The sequence below is a fragment of the Halobacteriovorax sp. RZ-2 genome, from assembly GCF_043196685.1.
In the GTDB taxonomy this organism is placed as follows: domain Bacteria; phylum Bdellovibrionota; class Bacteriovoracia; order Bacteriovoracales; family Bacteriovoracaceae; genus Halobacteriovorax_A.
The window spans coordinates 609,869-632,921 of record NZ_JBEBMR010000001.1; the positions used below are offsets into that span (position 1 = coordinate 609,869).

Here is a 23,053-nt window from a genome sequence, read left to right on the forward strand (position 1 = left end):
TTAGACTAGAGTATATCTTTTTGTAGATATAGCGACAACCACACTAAAAATTTTGTACTATTTGAAGAAAGAGTCGCTCCGGAAACAATATCAATTGAATCTGGCCTCTGTGATTTAAAGCGAGAAAGCCAGCTTGCCTTAACCTTGTACTCAGAAGGCTCTTCAAACTTAACAATGGCCAAGCTCTCAATATTATTCTTTACCACGTGAACGTGGAGAACCTGATTCTTTGTACGAACAGTATCAGTAAAGACAAAGTCATATGATGTCTTATTCTTACACTCTCTCTTATAGAAAGAATAAAAGCGACGAATATTTCGAGTTGGGTACTTTGACTTAATTGTTTCAAATTCTTTGTCAGTTAAGAACTTAGACTTCTCAACAAACGAGCAATCAGGATACTTCTTAGACAGAGTCTCCTTAATTCCTGCATGAACTTGAGTTTGTGCCAAAAACAAGAAAACAGTAAAGAGGAAAATCCCCTTTACTGCTTTAATATTGAATAGATTTGAAAATCTTAGTATTCCCATCCGATCCCGAAGTTTACTTCTTCTGATTCACCAGCATTAGATGCATTATTTAATTTTGTGAAATCAGCTTTGAAAGAAACCTTATCAAGTGGCTTATACATAATACCAGCAGTGATATGCTCTTTATCATTTGCTTTGTCAGCTACACCAACAGATGAATCAACATCATCTTGAGTGTTATAACTTTCGTATCTTACATATGGCATAATTGAATAAGTTTTACCATGAGTAAGATTGTAAGCTAGATCAACATAGTAACCTTGCATTACGTCAGCTACAACCGTAGAAGTCGCTGCTGAGAATTCTTTACCATCAAGTGTTGAGTAAACATATAATGCCTTCACCGATAGGCCTTTGTAATTATATGCTAAGTGAACATCGTAGATATTGTGCTCACCTTGAGCTACACCGTTAGTTGTCCCAACGTAGATTGATGTTCCTAGGTCTAGACCAAAGTCAAATCCGTAATCAACTCTAGCAACGTGTGACCAGTGACCAGCGTCAGCTTTAGCACCTTTTTGACGTCCACCACGTACACCACCTTCAGTGAAACCATCTGATTTAAGTGAGTTCATGATGTAGTACTTATACTCAAGGTTATTCCAAGTACCATAAACTCCTACACCGTTTTCACGCATAGTCGTTGGAATAATTGCATTTTCAAGTCTTGGACGCTTAACACCAATAAAACGAGTTGGCTCGTGCTCAGTGTTCACAATTCCAATTGGAGTAAGTAAAAGACCAGCTTTAAAGTTTAGTAGGTCTGAGTGTGCATAACGAATTTCAGCAAATTCAGTATAGATCTCATCAGCGTGCTCAATTTCGATTTCAGTCATGAATGACCACTTGTCACTAAACTGATAACCAACGTAAAGAACGTTTCTTAATGTATCCCACTGAGATTTACCTTCACTATTGTCAGTATAGATAATCTCACCGTAACCACCAAGGCTTACCTTAGACGATAGACCTTTTGATTGCATGCTTTGTACTTCTTTAGAAAGGATATCAATTCTTCTTTCTAGCTCTTGTGTTGTAGCAGCACTAACTGTCGTTGCTGCAATTAAAGCGATAAACAACTTTTTCATTTATTCTCCTATTGAACATTTTGTTTGAATTGCCAAACGGATGTTAATGAGAATTAAATAAAAGGTCAAGTCACTAAACTAGACAATATTTTTAGTTGTTTCTGTTAGCACTACGCTCTAAAAAGAAGACAAAGAAGAAGCCGATGACAACAAGCACAACAGCTAGAATATCTTCCTGTGACAGAGACGTTGGAAAGTAGAGACTCTCTGAAAGAACTTTTGTTTTTCCACGGATAACCACTGACTTTGTCACTTCTCTCCAAGGCCACACCTTAGATAAGGTACCAAGAAGAATCCCTACAAGAAAGGCCATCGTGCGCTCACGAAAGTTCTTCATAAAGAAGTTTAAAACTTTTGAGAAGCTTACAAGCCCCGTTAAACAACCAAGAGCAAAGACACCAATGATAACCAGTGCACCCTCTTGAAATGGATTCTTTAAAGCTCCCGTTACATATTCGTACTTCCCTAAAATAAGGAGAATGAAAGAGCCTGAGATTCCAGGAAGAATCATGGCCGTAATTCCAATAAGCCCACAGATATAGATAAACCATAGATCAGTTGGAGTTGTTACTGGCACAAGCTGAGTAATAGCAAAACCGATTGCAGCACCTAAGGCCACCATAACAAGTGCCAAAGGATTCTTACGATCCTTTAAGTCCCTAGCAATGACAATGATAGAAGCTGAAATCAACCCTAGAAATAGGCCCCATGTCGGTACCGGGTGATAATTAATCAGATAATGCATAAGCCTTGCAAGAGAAAGCATGGCCCCGAGAATTCCAATCCCTAGCGGAATGATGAATTTTAAATCAATCTTCTCTGAAACACTCTTTATATTAAAAGTTAGTGCATCCTTAATAAGAGCTTTATCAATGGCAGCAACTGTGGCCAGAAGCTTGTCATAGATTCCAGTGATAAATGCAATAGTTCCCCCAGAAACACCAGGGATTAAGTCGGCAATGCCCATAAGAAAGCCCTTGCAAAAAACAAGGGCCATATTTTTATTGATCATAATTGATTACTCTTTATTCTCTTGTGCTTCTTCTTTAGCAAATGGAGTATCTTCCCAGTCTACAGAGTGCTTACACTCAGGACATTGAAGCTGTTTCCCCCATCTCTTTGTTTCCTTAACGCCCATCACGCCAAATCCACATGCAGGACAATCCATAACTTTTGGCTCATTCCAAAGGGCCGTTTCACACTCTGGGTAATTCGTACAACCATAGAAGATTTTCCCGTAACGAGACTTCTTCTCTGCAAACTTTCCAACCTTACACTTTGGACAAGTTACATCAATTGTATATGGAAGAGTTGTTTCACACTTTGGATATTCTTCACAACGAACAAAGCGTCCATACTTACCTTTCTTAACCTCAAGACGCTTTCCACACTCAGGGCATGGGTCTCTAAACCAGTCTTTTGGAAGTATTTCAATTGTTCCATCAAGGTGCTTTTTAAAGTCATGAGTCGATGTACAATCTGGGTAGTTACGACAAGCAAGGAACTGACCATTACGTCCCCATTTAATAAGGTACTCACCGTCTTCACACTTATGGCAGTGAATTCCTGTTGGGATCTCCTGCTTCTTAAGGTTCTTCATTTCCTCTTTTGCTTTTTCAAGAGTCTTTTCAAAACCTTGCCAGAATTCCTTAAGGACTTTCTTCCATTTAATTTCACCGTCTTCAATTTTATCCAGAAGTTTTTCAACATTGGCCGTAAAGGCAACGTCCATCACATCTGGGAAAGATTCAATAAGCATCTTACAAACAACGGTACCAAGTTCAGTAGACATGAAACGGTTCTCGACCTTTTCGACATAACCACGATCTTGGATATTTGAAATAATTGAAGCATATGTCGATGGACGACCAATTCCCTTCTCTTCAAGAGTCTTTACAAGTGAAGCTTCATTGTAGCGTGGTGGTGGCGAAGTCCAGTGTTCCTGCTCAGCAGGTCCATTCTTTGCAGGCATTTGCTCACCAACTTCAATTACTGGTAACTCACCTGTTGCCTTTGGTGTGTCATTTTCATCCTCATCATCGTTTCCGCCACGACGTGAAGCTTTCTCTGCAGCAGCTTCCATGTAGACAGTTCTAAAACCAGGGAATTTAATGATCGATCCATTTGCCTTAAAGAAGTGACCTTCGCACTCGAAAGTTACCGCAGTTTGATCGATAATCGCCTGACTCATTTGAGAAGAAATAAACTTATTCCAAATAAGCTCGTATAGCTTCTGCTCATCTGGTTCTAAATCTCCTCTTAGTTGACTTGGAGTATATTCAAGAGATGTAGGTCTGATGGCCTCGTGGGCATCTTGAACCTTACTACTTCCCTTCTTCTTATATTCAATTGGTTCTGGTGATAAGAACTTCTCACCATATTGGCCCTTAACATATTCACGAAGAGCATTTAATGATTCTGGCTCAGTTCTAACAGAGTCCGTTCTCATATATGTGATTAGACCGACAGTTCCAAAGTCAGTTGTTGCAATCCCTTCATAAAGTTTTTGCGCAACCATCATTGTTCTCTTGGCCGTAAAACCTAGCTTATTAGCTGCTTCCTGTTGAAGCTTTGAAGTTGTAAAAGGAGGCGTTGGGTTTTGTTTTCTTTCACGTTTTTTAACGTCAATAACTTCAAACTCTTTCCCATTAACATCTTTTACAATTTGTTTTGTGAATTCTTCGTCTGTTAACTCAGTTTTCTTCTTGGCCTCTTCACCGTAGTACTTGAACTCAAAAAGAGTTCCATCTTTTTCCATTTCACCATGGATTGAAAACCACTGTTCAGGAACGAAGGCCTTAATTTCATCTTCTCTTTCAACAATGATTCTGAGGGCAACTGATTGTACACGTCCGGCAGAGATACCACGCTGAACCTTATCCCAAAGAATTGGTGAAATCTTATAACCCACAAGGCGGTCAAGTACACGACGTGTCTTTTGGGCATCATACATATTAACGTTTAGATCAACTGGATTTTCAACGGCATTCGTTACAGCATTCTTTGTAACGGCATTGAAGATAACTCGTCTGATCTTCTTGCGCTTGCCAATTTCTTCAGCAAGGTGAAATGCAATGGCCTCTCCTTCACGGTCCAAGTCGGGTGCGAGGAAGATTTCATTTGCATCTTTTGCTAATTCTTGAATTCTTTCGATCTTTGCTGCTTTACCAGCTATTGGAACGAGGTCAATTTCAAAGTTCTCTTTGATATCAACACCTAGTTTTGATTTTGGTAGGTCTTTAATGTGTCCATTTGAGGCAACAACTTGAAAACCACGGCCAAGATACTTTTTGATGGTTTTGGCCTTGGAAGGTGACTCCACAATTACTAGCTTGTAGTCTTTGTCTTTTACCGAAGAGGCTTTCTTCTTCGTCGTTTTTTTGGTCGTCTTTTTGGCCGCCTTCTTAGCTACTTTTTTCTTTGCAGTTTTTTTGGCAGCTTTTTTGGCAGTTTTCTTCTTTGTTGTTTTTTTTGCTGCTTTTTTCGAGGCCTTTTTAGAGGCAGCATTTGTTGCAGCTTCACTCACAACTTCTGATTGTGTCATGATGTTCACTATCTCCTATTATAAAAAACAAGGTGCGTTACAAGAACGCACCAAGGTTATCTTAACATATTTTTCGCTAGCATAGATTAATTTGAGTCACTATTCAATAGTTCTTCAATTTCTTCGATGTCATATGGAGTCAATCCGTAAGGGTTCTCCTTACTGTTCAGATCTTCATCCATATACTTAAGACCTTCTTGTGATTCGATTTCATTCATTGAAGGTAGTGCGTTAGGATCTTTGGCCTTCACACCTTTCTCAATTAAATTCAGGTCTTGACGCTCTAAGTAAGTATCTTCGTCAATCTTCTGCTCATTTAATTTTGTTTCAGCATCAATCAATTCTTTCTCAAGCTTCTCAAGTTCTTTAAGATCACGAGCTTGTTCTTTAATGATCGATTTCTCTCTTTCTTGGCGTTCAAGTTCTTCAAGTTCATCTTCTTCAAGGCGAATTTCATCAACCTGCTTTAAAAGATCCTCACCAAGATTATCTAAGTTCAGCTCAACATCAAGTTCCTCAAGAGCAAGGTTCTCTTGCTTTCCAAGATTCTTAGCGCGAGTGTTATTACGTAACTGCTCGGCCATCTTTGCTGTTGCCTCAGATTTAGTCAGGGCAATATCACCAAGCTCCATTCCTGAATTACTATAAGAAATAACGGCCGTAGCGAAATTATCTGTAACAGTAATGACTGTTGCCTCACCTTTTACATAAGTCGGTTGAGAACTAATTTGCTTTCCTGTTCCTCTATCCATAAATGAGTAAACTTCAAAAACATTTCCTAGCTCGACACCATCAACTCGACCACGATCGAGGTAAACAACACTTCCAAGTGCTAGTCCACGCTTTTGTTGTTTATATGAACCAATAATGGCCGCTTCAATACGACGAGGATTATAAGTTTTAAAGATCTTGGCAATCTTAGGTGTATAAACTGTAACTCTAGCACCGCGCTCAATCGTTTCCACAATTTCGTCAACCGATACTTCCCACTTATTATCTTCTAACTCTCTTATCGCCTTTACTTGTCCTAAGATTGTATAGCGTAGACCTTCTCGATCAGAAATACGATGAGAAACCTTTCCATCTGGTTGATAGATTGAGAATTTATCACCAGGCCTTACTTGCACACTCTTATCAAACTTAACGTAGACATTCTGATCGCGAAGAATAAGAACAGACTCGTCTTGCTTATCAGAGATATACCCTAAGTCTTGAAGATGATTAGTCGATAGAAATGTATTTAAATAGAAACCATGAGAAACCGTGATCTCTTGTCTTTCAATAGAAGAGATTCCATTCTTATCATATTGATTATCTGGCTCCTCAATAATGATACGAGAAATAGGCGGAGCATACTTCTTATAATCAGTATTAAGTTCGATCTCTGTCATTGATAGAACATCATCATATGAAGACTCAGTTAACGATTGAAAGAATGCACCCTTATTTACAAGAGTTCTTCTCTCTTTTAACCAGTCTGACTTAATATCATCACCGTATGCTGAAAAAGCACCAGAAGATGCTACTTTTACATTTTCAGAACGACGAACTTGACTCCCATCATCCTCAAAACTACCAAAGGCAACTTTTGGAAAAGAAGTTTCACTTCCTGTTGAGAAAACAAGAACTTGTCCCGGCTCAATTTCGTGAGGGTTTGTAATTTGTGGGTTCATTGACCAAATCTTAGAATAGTAGAATCCTGATCCAAAAAGATTTTGTGAAATCTTCCATAACCAATCACCTTCTTGAACAACATACTTATCGACTTTTGCCGATGTTGCGAGCTCATTCCACTCTTCTTCAGGTATTTTCTTTTCAACAAATTTTGCAAGATCAAGAAGCTCTTTCTCTTCTCTTCCCACATTGAAAAGGTTTTTATTGATCGTTACTTTTTGATCACTAGCACTCGACTGCTTGGCCTTCTCTGGCTCAACAATCTCTACATTAGTTGCTTGTGATTTTGTATCAACATCTTTTGCAAGAATATCAATCTCTTCAAGATTGTCGGCATTCTCTAAATTATTAGCATTAATCTTTTGGAGATTTTCATCAGTAAGGACCTCTTCACCAGGAAGGGTCTTCTTTTGATCGCTCTTGATAGAATTTAATTCATCAGCAAGAACTTCGTCTGATACATCCGTTTGTTGTGGCTGATCAGTCTCTTCCTCTAAAAGCATAAGAAGGTCTTTATCATCTAAGAGCTCTAGATCCTTAAGATCATCTTGCGCACGCACCTGTCCCATGCTCATGAGAAGAGATACGATACAAAATAATAAGCTTAGATTTTTCTTCTTCAAACTACGCCCTATGCTTCACCGAAGAAATCGTGAAGGATTGAATAATACTTCTCTTTCTTCTTTGCTAATTTTAATTTATCAGTACAAACAATAAGTCTTCCTAAACTTTTAATAACAAGACCTGAAAAAGCATGTTGTCTAAGAATCTCTTCATACAACTGCATTGCTAGATCAAATTCTTGTTGAGAAAAAAGCATTTCTGCTAAATAGAATTTTGCTCTTACTTTAATTTGATTATGTCTTGAACCTTCAAGATCTTTTAGAATTGTTAGAGATTGGTCTAAGCGGTTTTGTGCCATTAGGCCTTCGGCCTGCTTTAAAAGATTTAATTCTTTTTGTAGAAGAACATCGTCTGATTGCTCTTGCTTCTTTTGTGCAACCACTTCATTAGCAAAAACATCGACTGTTTCAGCAACACTACTACTCTTTGCACCTTGAAGATCATCAATCATACTAAGCTGTACTTGCTCAGCTGATGCCTTCCCGTCCTTGGCCTTGTATTGATCGGCCAGACTTGGGGCCTTAGTATCTTTTAAAAGCTTGTCGTACTTCTCAAGAAGTTGATCGTACTGGGCCTTAGGAACCATTTGTTGTTTAGCTTCGGCCTGCTGCGCTTCTTCGATTGGGTATCCTTCTTCATCAAAAAGAGTTTTTCTTTTCGACCACGAACAAGAAGTCGTTGCCAATGCTAAAATTAATACTGAAGTGAGTGGAAATCTCTTCCTGAAATCTTTCACTTGTAGTCCTCCATGACTTGATAAAAGAGTGGCCTTTAATAATATTTTAGGTTACAAAGCGTTTAAGTCAATGAAATTTCGTGGATAGGCAAAGACTGCCAAGCCAAATAACTAAATAAAAAACAAACTTGTCGAGTATTTTATGAGTGAGATATTTAAAACAATTGTAAGAGTACCAAAGAAAGAATCAGCATATTTCTACTTTCAACTTGAAGCAAATGAAGGCCTATGTTTCTACTCAACAATCGAAGGAGACAAGCACGAAGGTCATCGCGACATTATCGTTCAGGCACACCCTAGCCTAGAGCCAGAGGTTAAGTACTTACTTAATAAATTAGCTCAAGAAATCGAGCTACAATTTATTGACTAAATTTTGTACACCTAAGAGAAGATTTCAAATCCGACTAACTCAATCAAATTAAATGATATAACTCGCAAAATACCGTAAACCTAAAACGGAGAGAGATTATGTCACCAGCAATTAAAAAAGTTGCTAATACAACCTTGTGTGTATTGGCCTGCCTTCAAATGGCCTCTTGTAAAGTTGTTACAAACAAAGGTATCAACAATCACTTTAATGACTTCAAGCTAAGTCTTGAAAGCTCTGAAAAGTCGAATTTATCAGACTCAAAACTGATGATGGCCAACGAGCTACAAATTAAATCAGAACAAATTGCCAAGCTAATCAATAGTGCTCCAAAATTTGAAACTTGGACAGACTCAAAACAAACATACGGATCAAACGATCGTAGAAGAAGAGTGCGTACTGTTGAAAAATATAATGAAAGCAAAGAGAAAATTCGCAACTGGATGAAGCAAGTAAAAGATTTAACTCTTGATATTCACGCCATTACATTTGATGCTGGAAAAGATTCTTATCGTAAAGATGAAACAAAACGTCTCATCAACACACCAGAACAAATGGCACAAAACGAAGTCCTTGCACTCTACTCTCTTACTTATATGAGAAACTTAAGTGAAGGATACACAAAGCGTTCGATTGGATATATTGAAGAGATCTCTTCAGATAAGATGCAGCGTTTTACTGAAACTGATGAGGCATTTAAGCTTGAAGTTCTACAACAGCATATGGCCTATATCGGAATGATGAAGATCATCGATCAAGATGCTAAGAAAACTCTGACAAAGCTTAAGGCCATGAGAGATGCAAATATTCTGTCACCAGAGTTAAGTGAGAATATCAACAACCTTCTTAATACTGGAAAGAAAGAGAATGCTGAAAAGATAGAGAAATTCAAAGAATATAAGCAAGAAGCTCTCACTCAAGAACAAAGAGCTGAATTTGATAAGGCCCTAACAACTTACGAAAGTGTATTTGGTAAGAAGTCTCTTCTTTTTGATCCAGCTAACCCTGACCACCCTCTAATGCACTTATTTGTTATTGCTTCTAACCTATCGTGGGGATTAATCAATACAATGGTAGGAGCAGCTTTTATTGGGACAAAGGTAATCCTTGCACCAGTTAGTCGTGGAGTAAACCTTTTCATCAACTTTCTTGAGGCCGTAACTCCATACCGTTATATGAGAATGATTGAATTTGATCTACCACGCATCAGAATTGCAGCTTCAAAGATGCAAATCTATGCAGATGTATGTGGACTTGGAATTGTTCCAGGAAAGATGTCTGCAGGTCTTTTTGAACTAGACTTCTGCTCAGGTTACCGTTTTGCTTCAGGACACGAAGCAGGCCATGCTAAGCAATCAGCACTTCTTGGGCCTCTATACTTCCCAGCGGCGATTCTTTCATACGCTCTTGTTGGTGGACACGGTGGATTCATTGAAGCATGGGCAGATATTTGGTCAGCTCACTACCACTAAGAATTGGATAAACTAACTTAATGATTTTCAACATGAAAAACATATTTAAAAACTCTCTACTGGGCCACTCTAGGTCCATAGGGAGTTTTGCCCTTTCACTCGTGATTGCCCAAAGTATTTTGGCAATTCCATACCATCTGCCACGCTTAGATGAAAAGCTTCGCTATACAATAAATGAAACCTTTATTGAAAAAGATGTTATTCGAAATGATAACTACTTCATCTTCCTCGACCAAGACTTCGATGGAATTCCAGATGCTATGGATAATGATATTGATGGTGATGGTTTCGATAATATCACAGATGAATTCCCTGAAGATAAAACAAGATTTGGCTCTGATCTAAATAATAATGGCATTGTCGACTTCGTTGATTTTGAGTTCAGTGAGAATATTACTGAGAAAGAAAGAGCTAAGGCAAGTTCCCTACAGACGCAAATTTATGAAGATTATAATATCCTTATTATTCCTGCTGCAGAAATAAACCTAAAGCAAATCCGTCTTGTAAAAGAGCTACTCGACATAGGTTTTACAGAGACAACGAATCACTTAAAATTTGTTATTTTTGAAACAACACATCCAACGAGTTGGCTAACAAAAGGAAAGTATGATGAGGAATGGAAACAAATCGTCATCTACAAAAATCAATTAAAAAATGATGAAGAAATCAATTTGACTCTGACTCACGAGTTCTTTCACTTTGTTCAAAAAGAGAACCCAGAGCTATACCAAGACTTCATTAACTCTGTTGGTTGGTCTATAAATGACAGGTATTTCACATACCAGCATAATAATGATCACCATCATCCAGAAATTAACTTATCTGAAGCAAAACTTAGATTAACAAGTACAAATGAGTTAATGGCCTATGACAATTTCCCTTCGGAATACTCAACAGTATCTCCAGAAGAGATGTTTGCGGAAGTAGCGACAGCATACCTTTACCAAAGCAAATCGAGGGAAAGAGACTTCGCCAATAGGTTTACAAATTTTGAAGCATTTGCGAAAAGCCAGGCCTTTAAGATATTCAATGACCTATTCTCTATTTTTTAAAATCACTATTTAAAACAAAGCGCTCCCACTTATTCTTAATGAACCACTCAGTAACACTCTTAAACGGAGGAAGGTTTTCTCTCTTTCTAGCAGCATTAAGCTTTCTTAAATCTGGTCGATAATAAGTACCAATAACCTTTCCAGAACGTTCAATTACTTGAAACTCATTTGAAACCGGATTATAGCGATAAATATCATTCTTACTTCTAAAGGAAATAATATTATCATCACTTGAGCGTGCAAATTTCTCAGCATTTCTTAAATACTGTTTATCACTAACAAAGTTAAATTCATCACCGTGTTTTTTCGCGTGCCCAACAAGTAGGCCCTTATCTTTAAAACCGGTTGTTTTGAATCCCTTACGATGAATCATATGCTGAAAGAACATTGGATCAATCTCGACACCACGATCAAGAAGACTTGTCATCTCTTGTCTAATTTCACCTTTGATTCCTCTTTGGCTCATAATCTTTTGCGACTCGATTGCTCTTGTCACCTTAGCATCAAGGTCTTTACACTTCTTTCCAGCTGCAAAAACCTTCCAAGAAAAGCTAGAAGTTATAAGGAGTGAAAATATTAAAGCGCGCATGCTGCATACTCCACTGTAAGGTTCACGTAATTAGCAGATGAAAGAGAATTAACCTTCTCAAGGCCATCTTTATTCTTTGTTGTAAGAATTTTATTGATTAACTCACCCACTTTTTCTTTTCCTAGCTTCCCCGCACTCTTTAATTGGTCGAGAAGTTGTAAGAATTTTGCTGATGAAGTCACCCTCTTTGAAAGATCCGCTAGAGAAGTCATGGCATTACCTAGGCCGAGAGGGCCTCTCATAATGACATTGACGAGGACATTTGACCCGAGACTTCCCACAAGAGAGCAAACCAATTGAATTTGAGATTCAAGAGATAAGGCCCCTAAGGCCTCCCCAAGACTTGCTAATTTTTGATCGATTTGAGTAATGAATTCTTTTGTTGTCTCATATGTATCAACTGCACTATTCCAAAATTTCTTGGCCGACTTAACAGGAGACTTTATAAAATTCCAAATTCCACTTCCCACATCTTGAACAAGGCCACCAGTTTTTGCCCAAGCAGCACTTAAGGCCTTTTGCACACAACCGCTTGCTTGTGCCATAAGGTAATCCTTATTGAAGCGATCAACAGGTGCTTGTAGATCATCGATATTAACGATTTCTTCTAATTGATTATTACATTCAACAGCATGGGCCTTTGGGATAAAGAGGTCGATAAGGGTGTACTTTTTAAAACTTCCCTTTCTCATTTGATTTGCCACAAAGCCTTTCACGCTTTTAACAATCTTATACTTTTCAACCTTTGCGATATTTTCAAAATAGATAGACACAGGAGTCTTTCCAACTTTGAAATTTACGACCTCACCGGCCGCCAGTGGAATGAATTTGTTAAGCTTGCCTGCATCGGTCTCAAGGCCAAGCTTCACAAAGAATCTCTCAGAGCCTTTTACAAAAACTTGATTTGCTAAGAAGTGCTCAGAATAATTTTGATAGAAGCCATCAAAGTCTTGGTATTGGTATTCAGCAATTAGAGCTTTTGCTAACCCTTGAAAATCATTCGAACGATCTTGGTATTTGAAGTCAGTTGATGAATATGCACACAGGCCGTAAATAGTTAAAATTAGAAATAAAATTCCCCTCATTCAATTATTCTAACTTAAATTCATCTTTAAAAATTGAGGAAATATATTACCGCTACCTAACTGTCTAAAATTTATGACCCCCGTGTAAATACAACAAATTCACCCTAGTAAATTGCCTATCAAGATATAATGGCACAAACATAATTTTATTTAGGGAGATATTATGAGAGGAAGTAGATTTCTAAGAATATTAGCATGCCTAGTATTCGTCATTAATGCACAGGCGGAATGTCTAGTCGAAGACTTCTTAAGAGATGGGTTCTGCCCTGGTATGGGTGAAGACAGTGTCTTCCAGCCTCGTTACGAAGAAGATGGTATTATTAACCGTTATGGAGAATATACATTTGCTCCTTCTTATCAAACACTTCCTGTAGGCCTTACCAATAATGAGCTTGCATTAATTGGAGCAACTGCAGGTACGGCAATTCTTCTCTTTAATAACGATGAAGAACTTATGCAATTTGCCCAAGACAATCGCACAGAAGTTTCTGAAGAGATTGCTTTTTGGGGAGAGAAAGCCGGAAGTTACCCTATTCAACTTTCTGCTGCCGGTTACGCTCTAGGTGTTGTTATTCAAAATGACGAAATTAAAAGAATCTCTAAAGTCGCTCTTAAGGCAACAGTTCTTTCAGGACTAATTACAAGAGCAGCTAAGATGACTTTTAGTCGTGTAAGACCAAATAAAACAGAAGACAAGAATGATTTTACAGGCTTCAATTGGGATAACGAAAATGTTTCCTTTCCATCTGGGCACACAACGACGGCCTTTACATTTGCAACAGTTATTGCAGAACACTACAAAGATAAATCTAAATTTATTCCAGTACTTGCTTACACTGCCGCAGCTGTTGGTGGTTGGTCTCGTGTTCACGATCGTGCACACTGGGCAAGTGACGTAGTCGTCGGCGCTCTCGTTGGTCACTTAACTGGAAAGCTTATTTATGCAAGTGAATACAACCCAAATAGAAATGAGAAATGGGATATGTCGATTCACCCAGTAGTTGCACCAGACTACGTTGGTTTTCACTTTGAATTCCGTGGAAAGAAGAAAAAGGACACTTACGCGAAAGACTTTATGGCAAAGTGTAAGAAGTTCTATCAAGAAAATCCAGCAGGTGTTGATCCCGTTAGAGAGTGTACTCGTTTATATTTTAATAGCGTATTTGATAAGTAATAAAAAAGGCCCTTTAAAAGGGCCTTTATTTTTTTAGTAATTTAATTCAAAAACAAGTGGAAAGTGATCTGAGTATCCGGCCTTAGCTTTCTTAGTTGCTAAGTGATCATAACGATTCGGAGCTGTTTGCACTTTCTTCGTTTCAACCTTAAAGCCACGATCTCTCATCTCTTCGATATCTTCATCAAAAACACTTTGTGGTTGTGGTTGACGAATAAAGTCTGGAGCATAGATCTGATATGATTTTAGATCAAATCTAATAGGATGCTTCTCACCTAGCATTACTCTTGGAACGAAAACACGGTCTAAGTGATTCCATTGAGAGTTTCGTGCATAGTAGTAAGTCCCTGGAGGCATCGCTTTCACTTTCTTTGAATTAGACTTCTCAGAACGAAATACTTTTTCAACATCTACAATTGATCCATCTTTTAAGAGAACATCTCTCATCGGGTGCTTATTACCAGCTTTCTTTAGCTCAGGAATTGTATTGAAGTCACCTACAGCAAGTACAGATGCCTTCGCATTCTTTTTCATAATTTCGTCAATTCTGGACTTTAGAGTCGTCGCTGCCGTCACTCTTGCCTCGTCAGGGTTTCCTAGACTTGGCCAGTGATTAGCAAAAACATAAAGGTCATTCTTCCCTAGTTTAAATTGCACTTCAAAGATATTACGAGAAGGTCTCTTTTTTAGATAATCACTTTTAAGAACATGCTCTTTCTTTGAAACATATTTAAAATCTTTTGTTTCATTAAAAAGAACTGCTAGGTCAACTCCACGGTAGTCTGGTGAATTTGAAGTATAGAATTTCTTATAACCCAGAACTTTTGCAAGTTGTCCGATAACATTCTCATTTTCAATTTCAGAAACAACTAATAAATCAGGAAGCTTCTTTCTTTCTTTTAAAACGACATCTTTAATTTGTGCTAGTTTTAAATTTAACTTCTCTTGAGTCCAGTCGGCCGAGTAACACTCGTCACGACGATACTTTGAAGATACTTTCTTACAAGCTTCTTTCTTTCCCTTAGTGTTCTTTGGAAGGTAAGCCCAGTCGTTCTTTCCTTCATCTTTTTGTGTGTCGAATAGGTTTTCAACGTTATAAGACATCACTTCAAGTGTTGCTGCATAAGTCGTTGAAAATAATAAAAATAAAATTAGGGCCTTCATAAACTTCCTCAGCTAATTAATTAAAGAAAGGACTATAGATTTTCTTTAATCCAGTTCAGTACGTCATCATGGTGTGACTTAGTTTTCACCTTATCCATTACATATTTCAGACGACCGTCTTTGCCAATAATAAAAGTCGTTCTGATAACACCCATGTATTCTTTACCCATGAATTTCTTAAGTCCCCAAACTCCGTACTTATCCATAATCTTATGCTCAGGATCTGAGAGAAGGTCAAAATTTAGCTTTTGTTTATCGATGAATTTAACAAGACGTGCTGGTTCATCAGGAGATACCCCTAAAACCACTGTATCGGCCTTAGCAAACTCCTTCTTATAGTCACGAATACCACAGGCTTGAGTCGTACACCCAGGTGTCATGGCCTTAGGATAGAAGTAAAGAACAACGTTCTTCTCACCTTTGAAATCCTTTAGGCTAACTTTTTGTTCGTCTTGGTTAAGCATTGTAAATGCTGGCGCCATATTTCCTACTTTTGGAAAACTCATATCAACTCCTTTAAGCTTTTTTTATTTACCAGTTATCTCGTTTATGTCTTAAGTCTTTAATTCTTTCTTTATCATTCGTCATCAAGAAGAGGTTAACTCTCCTTTCTATTTCAAAATTGGTTTGAAATCCGATGCTTCCTTCTGATTGCACACGCTCGAGCAATTCTTTGGCCGCTTCATTATCTGGATCATTGGCCAAGGTAAAATTTAAATTATTAATTATATAATCATGGCCCGGCCAGAGAATAACCTGATCCTCGACTCTTTCATTAAGTGCCAGAATCGTATCAACAAATACTTCAAGGTTTCCGCCGTTCTTACAATTACCAATCCCTGCATTAAAGATCGTATCCATCGTGATAATTTCAACCTGCTTGCCCGATTCAAAAAGCAAAAAGCATAAGTGATCCATCGTATGCCCAGGAGTCTCAATCACTTCCAACTCTCCTAAAGAAGTTGGAATCTTTTCTCCATCAACAAGGATACGATCAACATTTTTGAAACTGTCTTTATGTCCCCAGACTTGAGCAGCGTGTTCTTTAACCAAGGCCTCAACTCCGGCCACGTGATCATAGTGGCCATGTGATAGCAGGACCACCGCCAATTGGCGTTCATTAGTGGCCAACCACTCATTGATTAATTCAGGATAGATAGGATCAACCACAGCAACTTCAGCATTGCCCATTTCGACAAAATAGTTATAGTTGCGTAAAGGTGAATCGGTATAAATTTGATGAACATTCATAGGCAAATACCTTTTTTTTTGACATGATATAAAGGTCATAACAAATATAGAAGTTAAAAAAAAGGAAGCACATGGTCAATCTTACGATGGCATCAAAAGTATTTATTTCTGTCCTTTGTATCAAGGGACTTGTTGAAGCATATCTAGATAAGAGAAATATTAAGCATATTGGAAAGAACTTTAATAAAGTTCCAGAAGAGTTCGCAGATAAAATCACTCTTGAGGACCACCAAAAAGCTGCTCGCTACACGATGGAGAAGCTTAATAAGGGCCAACTTTTCAACTTTATTGGCTATATCATTCTTGTGGTTTGGACACTTGGTGGAGGGCTAGATGCCTTAAATAAGTCAATCCTAGCTCTGGAGCTATCGCCACTGTTTACAGGAACAATATTTATTCTGGCCTTTAGTTTTATTAACTCAATCCTAAGCCTGCCAGAATCTCTTTATACAACTTTTGTTATTGAAGAAAAATACGGCTTTAACAAAACAACTTTCAAAACTTTCGTAACGGATATGATCAAGGGCTCACTTCTAGGGCTTATTATTGGAACTCCACTTATTTACGGAATCCTTTGGATCATGGAATCTCTGGGACAATATTGGTGGGCCTATGCTTGGGCATTCCTAAGCGCATTCCAACTACTTCTAATGTGGATCTACCCTACTTTTATTGCTCCAATCTTCAACAAGTTTACTGAGCTTGAGGAAGGCGAAGTTAAGGATCGTATTCTCGATCTTCTAAAGCGTGTGGACTTTGAAAGTAAGGGGCTATTCGTGATGGATGCTTCACGTAGAAGTGGTCACGGAAATGCTTACTTCACAGGCTTTGGAAAGAATAAGCGCATTGTCTTCTTTGACACTCTAATTAACACACTAAGCGCATCAGAAGTCGAGGCCGTTCTTGCTCACGAGCTTGGACACTTTAAGCGCAAGCATATTCTTAAGATGATGATCAAGGCCTTTGTTTTTAGCTTCATTGGACTATTTATCTTAGGACAGCTAATGCAAACATCTTGGTTCTTTGAGATGCATGGAGTCCATACAACGCAAACTTATATGGCACTAACACTTTTCCTATTAGTTAGTGGAATTTACACTTTCTTTATTACACCTATCTCATCATGGGCATCGAGAAAGTACGAATTTGAGGCAGATGAGTTTGCTTCGATTCACTCGGACCCACAAGAACTAATCAATGCTCTTGTGAAGATGTACAAGGATAATGCGAGTACCCTGACTCCAGATCCAATTTATAGCTCTTTCTATCACTCTCACCCACCAGCACTAACGAGAGTGAAGTTCTTAGAAACATTTATTAAGAAATAACAAATATTCAGGGTAAGTTTGGCACCGCCCAATCTTACCCTGCTTCTCCAGAAGCTAATCTCCTGTAAGAATCTCGTCTCAATCTTACATGTTTAAAAAAATTACAATCCCCGACCGATTCTCTTTGTCTAAGGCCCAAATCCTTTCTATTCTAAGCATAATTATATACGTGAGGGAATTTATGAAACTTGTACTAGCAATGGCCGTTATCGCATGTCTTGGATTTAGCATGAATGTATCTGCAACAGAGATCCTTAAAAGTATCCCAGTTGAAGACCAAGGTCCTGAAAAAGACGAAAAAGAGTCAAAAAAAGATAAAGACTCTAAGAAAACTAAAGAAGATAAGCTACTTCAAATAGCTAGTCGCTAATTCTCGACTTATTTTACAGATCTGGCCTTCTCAAGAATCTTTTCAATATTAGAGAAGTCTTTTACCACTTTCCTCATTTGAAGAAGATACTTCTTTGATTGTGGGCTTTGTTTGTGAATAGCGTGAATATATTTATTCAGCTCGCCCTCAAGTAATCTGGCCTCAGATACAAAAAGGGCGATAAGCTTCACCTGTGCTTCAAGCACATCCACTTCAGTCGAACTCTTTGCAAGATTTAAAATTTGAGTATGTGTAATATCACCAACTGGCTTTGCAGCAAGATCAAGATTATTCAAACTACCAGTACTTTCCTCAGAACTCTCTCCTAACTTTGATAAATCAACATCCTTAATCTGTTTAGTAATTGAGAACTCTAAAATATTAGATGGATTTTCATCATTAGAACTAGAAACCTTTGGCGCTTCAACAGAAGCTTTTGGCTTTTCAATATTGTCTTGATCTAATTTCTTGGCAGTTGACAAGATATCCCCCCGAATTAATCTTAATTTATTTATCGGTAAATTCTTGCCTTAACTTTAACCTGTTTTTAGTTAGATTTTATATAAAATTAGTCTTTTAACCTAGATCAACAAAGAGTTTTTCTTTTAGATTCTTTATAAAATTGAAAGGTATTGAATTCACATTTGGTGCTGACGAACTCTTAGCGACTTAGAAGTTTTCAAGAATTTTCTCTAATTTTGGTCCTTTAAACTTGGAAAATACTGATTCTTAAAATACTTAATTAAAAAGTGCCAACTTTGCGTGGAAGTTTGACACTGTCAAAACTCACTAAATACTATTTCTTTTTACGACAAAGTTCTTTTAGCTTTTTAACAATTTTGTTAGATTAGGCTCTCTCAAATTGACACTATTTCGGCCACATTTTAAGGAACCTCATGAATAAGCCTATTGCAATTATCGACTGCGCAATTTCAAAACCATCATATAACTGCATGAATCAAATGATTCAAAACTTTAATATCCCTACGACATATCACTGGGTATCTCAGTTTGGATGTAGTTCGCTTGATAAGATTGAAGAGGCCAGCGGCTATATTATCTTCGGCTCTGACTCAAATGTTTATCAAAGACTTGAGTGGCAGGTTGATCTCGCAAAACGCATGAAAGAAAAATTAGAAAAGAATATTCCTGTCATGGGGATCTGCTTTGGCCATCAGCTTATTGCCGATATTTTTGGCTCAAAGGTTGATATGGTAAAGCCTGATAATCAACTTTTTGAAGGAACGAGAAAGACGAAAGTTCTTGCTGACAAATTTGGTTTCAAAAAAGACGAAGAGTTTAGTCTCTTCATCACTCACCACTATGAGGTCAAGGAACTTCCAAAAGGCTTTATTCATCTTGCAACATCAAACGATTGTTTTCTTGATGGAATTGCTCACGAGACACTTCCCTTCTTTAGCTTCCAAGGTCACCCCGAAGCATCTCAGGACTTTGTCGATGGCCATATTGAAATGACTCTATCGGAGCAAGAACTAAAGGCCGGTTATGAAGGTGGCCGTAAAGTTATAAAGAACTTTATCGACTATGTTAACGGTCACTAAAAAATTAACTTCTTAACGAGATCTCTAAGATAATTAAAATAAGGAGTACGATACTTTTCAATCTCTTGATATTGCTCGTGTCGTGCACCTTCAATTTTAGTCACTGTAAAACTTGTATCCACTTCTGCCAAATACTTCTCAAGCTCAGGAACACTAATTAGCTTGTCCGCTGTTCCGTAAGAAATATACTTTTCAACCTTATCGTTGATAGGCTTTGAAAATACTTTCTTACTACAAGCAACCATTTCTAATAGAAGTTTTGTGTGAAGCTTTTGAAGATTAAAAGGATCATTTTTAAATTCCTCAATCACTTTATTTCGATGTGAAAGAGTATTTAAATCAACGAGTCCACCAAGTGGTATCGACATCTTAACAGAAGCTAATTTGTTAAAGATACTTCCCTTAATCTTATTAACGGCAACAGCAAATGGACCACCAACACCGACTGGTGGAGCATTGACGATTATTGCTCTTGGATAAGAGTCTTCTTTTAAATTATTTTGTGTAAAGCCACATGTTATAAGGGCCCCCATTGAGTGCCCATAGAGAATATAATCTTCCATTTTATAATTCTCTTTTAAATGCTTAAGGCAATCTTCAAGGTCTAGCATATATTGCTCAAATGGGTCGATATAAGCTTTCTCACCACCACTTCGCCCATGGCCACGTAGATCATATTGAAAGACATTAACATCAAAGCCAAAAATTTCTTGGAGGTATTTATGTCGACCTAAATGCTCCCCTATTCCATGAGTCGCTATTAGCCAGTACTTTGCCCCGTGCTCAACCACTTCAGTGTATAGCTTTACACCATCGCGCATAGGAATCGCTCTCTTAATTGGCTCCATATTTTACCCTTTGATTAATTTTTATTTAGCTTTTATAATTATACTTAAATTTAAGGAAAAGTAATGTTTTGTCCAAAATGTTTAAGTAATAGTCTACATCTAAAAGAAAAAGGCGTCATTCATATATTAGTAAATGGACGCCAAAAAGATACAGGTCGCTTCCTATTCAATTTAGAAAGACGTCCTGAGATCACTCAAAATATTTCCAATAAGATTCTTGAACATTTTAAGTGGATCGCAAGTTTCCAAAATACGAAACCAGTTGAGCACGTGAATATCATCACTGCTGATGCAAAATGCGATAATGGTTGTGCACTTCCTTTAGCTCAAAAATTCTCACTACTCGACCATCTTGTTTCAACGAGAGAAGTGAAGAATATGGTTCAAATACATGCAAAAGAATGTGGACTAGACGTCGAACTCGACATTTAAAAAGTAACCACCATGCTTTCTCATATTCACGCATCCCGTATCTAAAATTAAATACTGACCTTTAATCCCCATTAAAGACCCCTCAATAACAGGGCTCTTATCAAAACCAATTGACTTAACTTTTGTTGGGTATTCGATCACCGGATATTCAATATGAGTAACTTCCTCTTCAATATCATCGAGGCCAAAGCTATCGATAATGTCCGCAAAGTCATCATAAATTTGATCACGAAGCATTTCGAGATCTTCATCTGCGACTTCATTCATGAGCATTTTGCGCCAATTAGTTTTGTCAGAAAATGCCTTAGCAATCTCAACTTCAATCTCACCAGAAGTCTTACGATCGGGAACTTCTAAAATTGGTAGCGCATATGATGCGCCCTGATCGATCCAACGAGTAGGAATTTGAGTGTGTCTTGTAATTCCCACTTTCACATGACTAGAAACCGCAAGGTACACATAGTGAGGAATCATACAATTCTCTTCTCCCCACTTCGGTTCGCGACAAGTTCCTTTGTGATAGTGGCAAAGCTCTGGCTTAACAATACAAGTATCACATTGAGCAAGAGTGATCATTTCCTTATAAGAGTAGCCTTGAGAATAAGACTTCTTAATTAACTCTCCAGAATAAACTGAGTTAATCTGACCATCAAAGCTTAGCTTGATTTTCTTTCCTAAAAGATCATTCATATAAAGTAGCTCATCACCTAAAGGTAAGTGATAATGAGCTAAACCATCTTCAAGAGATGTTTTCATTTTGCGTATATTTCCGCTTAACATAATTCTATTTCTCCAAGAATGTTTTTAATTTTTGAATCACAGGCATTGGAATCTCATGCCCACCTTGAAATGGATGAAACTCATATTCATCAACTTTTTCAAGATAAGTCTTAAGCTTCTCACTCAAGAAAAACGGAAGAATTGGATCTGCACTTCCATGGGATTGAAAAATAGGAATATGCCTAAGATGCTTCGTGTTCTCCGCGATATGCCCTTCATCAAATAGAGTTGATGATAATAGGAATAAGCGCTTAATCAATTCTGGTTCTTTATAAGCAATCGCAAGACTCATCATAGACCCTTGAGAAAATCCTCCAAGATACACTTCATCACTATTCTTTTTAATTTCCTTAATGAGGTGAATAAGTCGATCACGCATATCTTCAATGCCATCAGGAACACTTTGTGAGAAGAAATCTTCAATTCGACCTTCCATCGATGCCTGCTGGAGCCCTACCATATCAATCGGAAACCATGCACTCCCCTTCATTCCCATACCAATATCAACTTTCATTGGGCCATCAACAAAGTACCAATTAAATTCATCCTTAGGATCTAAATACTGATATAGAGGAGCTAAATCTTGAAAGCTCGCTCCATAGCCATGAAGAACAATAATCGATTTCTTAGTGCTCCCCTCTTGAAATAAAATATCGAAGTCATTAATTCGTGTTACTCTCATTTCTTTGTCTCAACTTTTGATTTACGGTTTGGATAAACATGGCGACAAATTGGACACTCAAGCCCAAAACATGATCTCGCCTTACAATACTCGCGCCCATAGAAGATGATTTGCAAATGAAGTTTATTCCAAAGATCTCTTGGAAATAACTTCTTACAATCAGCTTCAGTCTGGTCAACATTCTTACCTTTAGTTAGGCCCCAACGCTGGGCAAGTCTGTGAATATGAGTATCGACTGGAAAGGCTGGAACATCAAAGGCCTGGGCCATAACAACTGAAGCTGTTTTGTGACCAACCCCAGGAAGCTTCTCAAGCTCCTCAAAGCTTGCGGGAACTTCCCCCTCATGTTCATTAACTAGAATGCGAGAAAGGTCATAAATGGCCTTCGACTTTCTAGGAGAAAGCCCACAAGGCTTAATAATCTCCTTGATCTCTTCTTGTGTTAATTTCATCATGTCACGTGCATTGTCGGCCTTTGTAAAAAGGGCCGGAGTTACTTGGTTAACTCGTTCATCAGTACACTGTGCTGACAAAAGAACTGCAATTAGTAATGTGAACTCATTCGTATGATCTAGCGGCGTAGGAGTTTCTGGATAAAGCTCCTCAAGCGCCTCAACAATATAGTCTGCTCTTTCTTGTTTTAACATCTTCTTTCCTTTATGGGTTCCAGCAGACTTTTACGTAAGCGTTGCGTTGTAAAA

General features: G+C 37.9%; 24 protein-coding genes. 8 read left to right on the top strand and 16 right to left on the bottom strand.

Annotation, left to right across the window (positions count from 1 at the left end; genetic code table 11):
- Positions 1-5: 5 nt before the first annotated feature.
- From ABMA78_RS02875 to ABMA78_RS02900, 6 genes are all read right to left on the bottom strand, one after another.
- Positions 6-530 carry an FMN-binding protein gene (locus ABMA78_RS02875; RefSeq protein WP_392856864.1) on the bottom strand — a complete coding sequence of 175 codons (525 nt, stop codon included), beginning with the start codon at positions 528-530 and terminating at the stop codon, positions 6-8.
- Complete coding sequence (locus ABMA78_RS02880) at positions 518-1,618, bottom strand: hypothetical protein (protein WP_392856865.1); 1,101 nt, start codon at positions 1,616-1,618, stop codon at positions 518-520. The genes ABMA78_RS02875 and ABMA78_RS02880 overlap by 13 nt, the downstream gene beginning before the upstream one ends.
- A 91-nt stretch (positions 1,619-1,709) precedes the next feature.
- Positions 1,710-2,630: a DUF368 domain-containing protein gene (locus ABMA78_RS02885; protein WP_392856867.1), complete on the bottom strand. Its 921-nt coding sequence runs from the start codon at positions 2,628-2,630 to the stop codon at positions 1,710-1,712.
- A 6-nt stretch (positions 2,631-2,636) separates the two neighbouring features.
- Positions 2,637-5,162, bottom strand: coding sequence for a type I DNA topoisomerase (topA, locus tag ABMA78_RS02890; protein ID WP_392856869.1), 2,526 nt, complete (start codon positions 5,160-5,162; stop codon positions 2,637-2,639).
- A gap of 86 nt (positions 5,163-5,248) precedes the next feature.
- The gene (locus ABMA78_RS02895) at positions 5,249-7,459 is read right to left on the bottom strand and encodes a LysM peptidoglycan-binding domain-containing protein (RefSeq protein ID WP_392856871.1); all 2,211 of its coding nucleotides are present in this window, start codon (positions 7,457-7,459) and stop codon (positions 5,249-5,251) included.
- Between the two features lie 8 nt (positions 7,460-7,467).
- Positions 7,468-8,196: a hypothetical protein gene (locus ABMA78_RS02900; protein WP_392856873.1), complete on the bottom strand. Its 729-nt coding sequence runs from the start codon at positions 8,194-8,196 to the stop codon at positions 7,468-7,470.
- 142 nt (positions 8,197-8,338) lie between these two features.
- Here ABMA78_RS02900 and ABMA78_RS02905 point away from each other — a divergent pair, with 142 nt between their 5' ends.
- The 3 genes from ABMA78_RS02905 (at position 8,339) to ABMA78_RS02915 (ending at position 11,087) form a co-directional block, all read left to right on the top strand.
- On the top strand, positions 8,339-8,566 hold the full coding sequence (locus tag ABMA78_RS02905; RefSeq protein WP_392856875.1) for a DUF4911 domain-containing protein: 228 nt from the start codon (positions 8,339-8,341) through the stop codon (positions 8,564-8,566).
- Positions 8,567-8,664: 98 nt separating this feature from the next.
- Entirely contained in the window at positions 8,665-10,035 is a 1,371-nt protein-coding gene (locus ABMA78_RS02910; protein WP_392856878.1) for a hypothetical protein, read from the top strand.
- A gap of 32 nt (positions 10,036-10,067) precedes the next feature.
- Positions 10,068-11,087, top strand: a complete 1,020-nt coding sequence (locus tag ABMA78_RS02915) for a thrombospondin type 3 repeat-containing protein (RefSeq protein WP_392856880.1) — start codon at positions 10,068-10,070, stop codon at positions 11,085-11,087.
- Here ABMA78_RS02915 and ABMA78_RS02920 read toward each other — a convergent pair.
- Together ABMA78_RS02920 and ABMA78_RS02925 are read right to left on the bottom strand one after the other, a co-directional pair.
- Positions 11,077-11,676, bottom strand: a complete 600-nt coding sequence (locus ABMA78_RS02920; RefSeq protein ID WP_392856882.1) for a hypothetical protein — start codon at positions 11,674-11,676, stop codon at positions 11,077-11,079. The genes ABMA78_RS02915 and ABMA78_RS02920 overlap by 11 nt on opposite strands.
- Positions 11,664-12,761, bottom strand: a complete 1,098-nt coding sequence (locus ABMA78_RS02925; RefSeq protein WP_392856883.1) for a hypothetical protein — start codon at positions 12,759-12,761, stop codon at positions 11,664-11,666. Before ABMA78_RS02925 ends, ABMA78_RS02920 begins: the two co-directional genes overlap by 13 nt.
- A 163-nt stretch (positions 12,762-12,924) precedes the next feature.
- Between ABMA78_RS02925 and ABMA78_RS02930 the strand changes: the two genes are divergently transcribed.
- Entirely contained in the window at positions 12,925-13,935 is a 1,011-nt protein-coding gene (locus ABMA78_RS02930; protein ID WP_392856885.1) for a phosphatase PAP2 family protein, read from the top strand.
- Between the two features lie 33 nt (positions 13,936-13,968).
- Here the strand turns inward: ABMA78_RS02930 and ABMA78_RS02935 are convergent, their stop codons facing one another.
- The 3 genes from ABMA78_RS02935 to ABMA78_RS02945 are packed head-to-tail and all read right to left on the bottom strand — an operon-like array spanning position 13,969 to position 16,350.
- Positions 13,969-15,099: a hypothetical protein gene (locus ABMA78_RS02935; protein ID WP_392856888.1), complete on the bottom strand. Its 1,131-nt coding sequence runs from the start codon at positions 15,097-15,099 to the stop codon at positions 13,969-13,971.
- A gap of 32 nt (positions 15,100-15,131) precedes the next feature.
- Complete coding sequence (bcp, locus tag ABMA78_RS02940) at positions 15,132-15,605, bottom strand: thioredoxin-dependent thiol peroxidase (RefSeq protein ID WP_021266377.1); 474 nt, start codon at positions 15,603-15,605, stop codon at positions 15,132-15,134.
- 25 nt (positions 15,606-15,630) lie between these two features.
- Positions 15,631-16,350 (bottom strand): MBL fold metallo-hydrolase, encoded by a 720-nt coding sequence (locus ABMA78_RS02945; RefSeq protein WP_392856890.1) that lies wholly within the window; start codon positions 16,348-16,350, stop codon positions 15,631-15,633.
- 71 nt (positions 16,351-16,421) lie between these two features.
- On the opposite strand from ABMA78_RS02945, the gene ABMA78_RS02950 reads away from it, so the two are divergent.
- Both ABMA78_RS02950 and ABMA78_RS02955 read left to right on the top strand, forming a co-directional pair.
- Positions 16,422-17,678: a M48 family metallopeptidase gene (locus ABMA78_RS02950; protein ID WP_392856891.1), complete on the top strand. Its 1,257-nt coding sequence runs from the start codon at positions 16,422-16,424 to the stop codon at positions 17,676-17,678.
- A 181-nt stretch (positions 17,679-17,859) separates the two neighbouring features.
- Entirely contained in the window at positions 17,860-18,048 is a 189-nt protein-coding gene (locus ABMA78_RS02955) for a hypothetical protein (protein ID WP_392856894.1), read from the top strand.
- An 8-nt stretch (positions 18,049-18,056) separates the two neighbouring features.
- On the opposite strand, the gene ABMA78_RS02960 is transcribed toward ABMA78_RS02955, so the two are convergent.
- Positions 18,057-18,530, bottom strand: coding sequence for a hypothetical protein (locus tag ABMA78_RS02960; RefSeq protein WP_392856895.1), 474 nt, complete (start codon positions 18,528-18,530; stop codon positions 18,057-18,059).
- Positions 18,531-18,944: 414 nt separating this feature from the next.
- Between ABMA78_RS02960 and ABMA78_RS02965 the strand changes: the two genes are divergently transcribed.
- Positions 18,945-19,610, top strand: coding sequence for a type 1 glutamine amidotransferase (locus ABMA78_RS02965; RefSeq protein WP_392856898.1), 666 nt, complete (start codon positions 18,945-18,947; stop codon positions 19,608-19,610).
- On the opposite strand, the gene ABMA78_RS02970 is transcribed toward ABMA78_RS02965, so the two are convergent.
- On the bottom strand, positions 19,607-20,458 hold the full coding sequence (locus ABMA78_RS02970) for an alpha/beta fold hydrolase (protein WP_392856900.1): 852 nt from the start codon (positions 20,456-20,458) through the stop codon (positions 19,607-19,609). The two genes, ABMA78_RS02965 and ABMA78_RS02970, sit on opposite strands and share 4 nt — an antisense overlap.
- 63 nt (positions 20,459-20,521) lie before the next feature.
- Here ABMA78_RS02970 and ABMA78_RS02975 point away from each other — a divergent pair, with 63 nt between their 5' ends.
- Positions 20,522-20,890 carry a hypothetical protein gene (locus tag ABMA78_RS02975; protein WP_392856903.1) on the top strand — a complete coding sequence of 123 codons (369 nt, stop codon included), beginning with the start codon at positions 20,522-20,524 and terminating at the stop codon, positions 20,888-20,890.
- Here the strand turns inward: ABMA78_RS02975 and ABMA78_RS02980 are convergent.
- The 3 genes from ABMA78_RS02980 to nth are packed head-to-tail and all read right to left on the bottom strand — an operon-like array spanning position 20,867 to position 22,999.
- Positions 20,867-21,646 carry a DUF2797 domain-containing protein gene (locus tag ABMA78_RS02980; RefSeq protein WP_392856905.1) on the bottom strand — a complete coding sequence of 260 codons (780 nt, stop codon included), beginning with the start codon at positions 21,644-21,646 and terminating at the stop codon, positions 20,867-20,869. The genes ABMA78_RS02975 and ABMA78_RS02980 overlap by 24 nt on opposite strands.
- A 28-nt stretch (positions 21,647-21,674) precedes the next feature.
- Complete coding sequence (locus tag ABMA78_RS02985; protein ID WP_392856906.1) at positions 21,675-22,352, bottom strand: alpha/beta hydrolase; 678 nt, start codon at positions 22,350-22,352, stop codon at positions 21,675-21,677.
- A complete protein-coding gene (nth, locus tag ABMA78_RS02990) occupies positions 22,349-22,999 on the bottom strand; it encodes an endonuclease III (RefSeq protein WP_392856909.1) in 651 nt (216 codons plus the stop codon). Before nth ends, ABMA78_RS02985 begins: the two co-directional genes overlap by 4 nt.
- Between the last annotated feature and the right edge of the window lie 54 nt (positions 23,000-23,053).

What these genes read in the sequence shown, in the direction of transcription:
- ABMA78_RS02875 (WP_392856864.1), bottom strand. Translation starts at nt 530, where the DNA reads ATGGGAATACTAAGATTTTCAAATCTATTCAATATTAAAGCAGTAAAG.
- ABMA78_RS02880 (WP_392856865.1), bottom strand. Translation starts at nt 1,618, where the DNA reads ATGAAAAAGTTGTTTATCGCTTTAATTGCAGCAACGACAGTTAGTGCT.
- ABMA78_RS02885 (WP_392856867.1), bottom strand. Translation starts at nt 2,630, where the DNA reads ATGATCAATAAAAATATGGCCCTTGTTTTTTGCAAGGGCTTTCTTATG.
- topA (WP_392856869.1), bottom strand. Translation starts at nt 5,162, where the DNA reads ATGACACAATCAGAAGTTGTGAGTGAAGCTGCAACAAATGCTGCCTCT.
- ABMA78_RS02905 (WP_392856875.1), top strand. Translation starts at nt 8,339, where the DNA reads ATGAGTGAGATATTTAAAACAATTGTAAGAGTACCAAAGAAAGAATCA.
- ABMA78_RS02910 (WP_392856878.1), top strand. Translation starts at nt 8,665, where the DNA reads ATGTCACCAGCAATTAAAAAAGTTGCTAATACAACCTTGTGTGTATTG.
- ABMA78_RS02915 (WP_392856880.1), top strand. Translation starts at nt 10,068, where the DNA reads ATGAAAAACATATTTAAAAACTCTCTACTGGGCCACTCTAGGTCCATA.
- ABMA78_RS02920 (WP_392856882.1), bottom strand. Translation starts at nt 11,676, where the DNA reads ATGCGCGCTTTAATATTTTCACTCCTTATAACTTCTAGCTTTTCTTGG.
- ABMA78_RS02925 (WP_392856883.1), bottom strand. Translation starts at nt 12,761, where the DNA reads ATGAGGGGAATTTTATTTCTAATTTTAACTATTTACGGCCTGTGTGCA.
- ABMA78_RS02930 (WP_392856885.1), top strand. Translation starts at nt 12,925, where the DNA reads ATGAGAGGAAGTAGATTTCTAAGAATATTAGCATGCCTAGTATTCGTC.
- ABMA78_RS02935 (WP_392856888.1), bottom strand. Translation starts at nt 15,099, where the DNA reads ATGAAGGCCCTAATTTTATTTTTATTATTTTCAACGACTTATGCAGCA.
- bcp (WP_021266377.1), bottom strand. Translation starts at nt 15,605, where the DNA reads ATGAGTTTTCCAAAAGTAGGAAATATGGCGCCAGCATTTACAATGCTT.
- ABMA78_RS02945 (WP_392856890.1), bottom strand. Translation starts at nt 16,350, where the DNA reads ATGAATGTTCATCAAATTTATACCGATTCACCTTTACGCAACTATAAC.
- ABMA78_RS02950 (WP_392856891.1), top strand. Translation starts at nt 16,422, where the DNA reads ATGGTCAATCTTACGATGGCATCAAAAGTATTTATTTCTGTCCTTTGT.
- ABMA78_RS02955 (WP_392856894.1), top strand. Translation starts at nt 17,860, where the DNA reads ATGAAACTTGTACTAGCAATGGCCGTTATCGCATGTCTTGGATTTAGC.
- ABMA78_RS02965 (WP_392856898.1), top strand. Translation starts at nt 18,945, where the DNA reads ATGAATAAGCCTATTGCAATTATCGACTGCGCAATTTCAAAACCATCA.
- ABMA78_RS02970 (WP_392856900.1), bottom strand. Translation starts at nt 20,458, where the DNA reads ATGGAGCCAATTAAGAGAGCGATTCCTATGCGCGATGGTGTAAAGCTA.
- ABMA78_RS02975 (WP_392856903.1), top strand. Translation starts at nt 20,522, where the DNA reads ATGTTTTGTCCAAAATGTTTAAGTAATAGTCTACATCTAAAAGAAAAA.
- ABMA78_RS02980 (WP_392856905.1), bottom strand. Translation starts at nt 21,646, where the DNA reads ATGAAAACATCTCTTGAAGATGGTTTAGCTCATTATCACTTACCTTTA.
- ABMA78_RS02985 (WP_392856906.1), bottom strand. Translation starts at nt 22,352, where the DNA reads ATGAGAGTAACACGAATTAATGACTTCGATATTTTATTTCAAGAGGGG.
- nth (WP_392856909.1), bottom strand. Translation starts at nt 22,999, where the DNA reads ATGTTAAAACAAGAAAGAGCAGACTATATTGTTGAGGCGCTTGAGGAG.